Source organism: Polaromonas sp. P1_E1_2 (assembly GCF_056406035.1).
On sequence record NZ_JBFUAZ010000515.1, the window covers coordinates 1 to 3,088 of the forward strand.

1 protein-coding gene is annotated in these 3,088 nt (G+C 65.1%); it reads right to left on the bottom strand.

Translation table 11 applies throughout. The annotated features are described in order from the left end of the window. The coding region (locus AC1D1P_RS19105) for a GH36-type glycosyl hydrolase domain-containing protein (RefSeq protein WP_477674059.1) at nucleotides 1-3,088 on the bottom strand (3,088 nt) is incomplete at both ends.

The following is a 3,088-nucleotide window of genomic DNA, read 5'->3' on the forward strand; positions in this document are numbered from 1 at the left end:
TTCATGGCCTGCATGGCCGGGCCGATGAAGGCCTCGGTGGAGGCGCCGGAGAGAACCGACCAGGCTTGTGCAATCAGGTCGATGCGGCATTCATCATTGGTGGAGGAGCCGAGCGGTGCGCCGTTGTCGAAGAACGCCCGGCGGAACCAGGCACCGTCCCAGCCCGCGTCGTGCAGGGCGGCAACCCAGCCGGAGCGGGCCTGGCGCCAGCGTTGCGCGCGGCCGTCGTCGCCGCGCGATGCGGCCAGGGGCAGAAAGTCATTGACCACGCGGCATAAAAACCAGCCCAGCCAGACAGACTCGCCGCGGCCTTCGTGGCCCACGCGGTTCATGCCGTCGTTCCAGTCACCCGTGCCCATGAGCGGAAGGCCATGTGCGCCTATGGCCAGGCTGCGGTCCAGGGTACGGGCGCAGTGTTCGAACACCGTGGCGGTTTGTCCGCTGGTTTGCGGCGCGTAATACGCGTCTTCCGCACCTTCGGGAATCGACGGTCCGTCGATGAAGGCAACCTCTTCATCCAGGATGCTGGTGTCGCCTGTGACCTGGACATACCAGGCGCAGGCATAGGGCAGCCACAGCAAGTCGTCCGAAAAATGGGTGCGCACGCCTTCACCGCCGGGCGCGTGCCACCAGTGCTGGACATCCCCTTCGGGGAATTGGCGCGAGGCGTTCAGCATGATTTGCGCACGCAGGCGGCCCGGTTCAATGACGGCGAAGGCCATGGCGTCCTGCAACTGGTCCCGAAAGCCGAATGCGCCGCCGGCCTGGTAGAAACCGGCCTTGGACCACAGGCGCGACACCAGTGTCTGGTAGAGCAGCCAGCGGTTGACCAGGGCGTCAAACAGCGGATCGGGCGTCTGCACCTGGACTTTGCCCAGCAACCCGGACCAATAAGCCTTGACCTGTTCAAGCGCCTGCGCCGCATCTTTGCCTTGCCAGCTGCGTGCCAGTTGCAGCGCCTGCGTGGCGTCCCCGGCATGGCCGAGGAGGAAGGTGAACGCAAGAGTCTGGCCGGGAGGCAGGGAGAACTCGCCTGCCAGTGCAGAACAGGGGTCCGCACCGCCGGCAGCATTCTGGCCCAGGGCGGAAGGAAGCACCAGCCGGCCTGTTGCGTCGAAAAATTCGCTTCGGTCGCAGGTCCACTCGGGTGTGCCGGGCAAACCGGTCAGCGACAGGAACGCCGTGCTGCCGCCGAAGCCCGCCCGGCTTTCACGCTGCTGCGCAAACACGGCTGTCAGCAGGCTGTCTTTGTCTTTCCACGCATGTATGGTGCGGCGTTCGTGGCGTGCAGCACCCATCTGCCATTCGACCATGGCCAGGGCGCGCAGCTTGCGCGTGGCGCTGCCCTGGTTATGAAGCGTGACCTGCACCAGTTTGACCGGATCAGTTTGATCAACAAAAAAAGTGGTTTCCGCATGAAGCGCACCGTGCTGGCATTCGAATACGGTGTAGCCCTGGCCGTGACGCACACGGCAGGCAGGCGCCGGGCCGTGTTGTGCCGACGGGCTTAATGCCAGCACTTGCTGCGTGTCCACATCCTGCAGCAGATAGTGCTCGAAGGTGGGATCCGCCACCGGGTCGTTGGACCAGGGCGTGACCTGGTGCAGCCGGCTGTTGACTGCCCATGTGTAGCCGGCGCCGGTCTCCGACACCTGAAAGCCGAAAGAGGGATTCGCGATCACGTTGATCCATGGTCGGGGCGGACGATGCAGGCTGTCAACGTCAAACCGGAACTCGCCGGTGCCGGCATCGAAGTGTCCCCGGGGTGTCTGCAGTGCTTCTGGCTGCCCGGTGGCGCTGGCAGAACCGGAGGAGAGTGCCGGCAGCGGACGGGTGGCGGGGCCCGCACGGCGCTGGGCGTTGGCCGTGTTGCGCAGCGCTGCGGCCTGTTGTTCAAGCGGCCTGCCGTCTGCCACAAGAATGACGCGTGCCAACCCCGTCAGTGCGGCTTTTTCCGAGGGCACGATTTCCTGGTCGCGCAGCAGGTAAAAGCCACCGGCGTCGCTGCGCGGAAAGCTATTTTCCGTTTGTTGCAGTGTGCGGTCGCGCAGCGCCAGGATGTCGCGTTGCAAGGGCATCAGGTAGGAGTTGACTTCGCTGTTGAGGATGACCACGTCGGTACCCAGCCCGCAGAAACTCCACCAGGGCTGGGCCCGCAGCAATGAATGCACCAGCGCCATCCCGTTGCTGGAGTGGATGAGCACCAGTACGATGGGTTTGTCTCCCGAGATGCCGAAACGCCAGAGCTGGCGCTGGTCCAGCAGGCCGCGTTCCGCCATCGGCCGGGCACAGCTGTACATCAGTGCGGTGTTGAGGTCCTGCAACGCCGCGTTTTCCTCGGGGTCGACCCCGAGGTCGCGCAGGCGCACCTGGGCCAGCGTGGCGGCCATGCGGGTAGCGCGCTCCACGTGCATGGGCTGCAGGTATTTGTCGATGCGTGCCGCGAGTTCGTCGCTGCTGGACGCGGCGGCTGTGGCAAAGCTGAGCCGGGCCACGCCGCCCGCCGGAATGCGGATGCGAAGACGCAGGCCCGCAACCGGGTCCAGCCCGTTGATGGGTGAGCCGTCCTGGCCGTGCGCCTCTGCCCGCAGTGCCGGGTGGCCGGGCTCGCGGTTACGGCCCAGAAAGGCGCGGCGGTCCGAGATGAAATCGATGGCGCGGACGTTGGCTTCTGAATTGGCGAGGAAATGTGCGACCGCCATGACAGGATCGCCCTGCAGCCGGGGTTTGCGTGACAGCAGCAGGGCGCGCCATTCGGGATGCCAGCGTGTCTGGACAAACAGGTTCGAAAATGCCGGATGGGCCTCGTCGGCGCGCGGATCGGTCAATACCGCTTCAAAGCATGAAATCACGTCGAGCGTCATCTCCGTAGCCGACAGGTTGCGCAGCGTGACGTTGCGCATTTCAGTGTCGTCCTCGGGACTGACCAGTACGCTGGTGCTTGCCTCCAGCTGATCGGAATTCACGTCAAATTGCACGCGGTCCGGCAGGTAGGTGGCCTTGTATTGCCAGCCGGGATGCGGCGCCGGATGTTGCGTCAGGGACCATGCCTGCTCCTGGCCGGACGGACGCAGGTAGATGAAGGTAC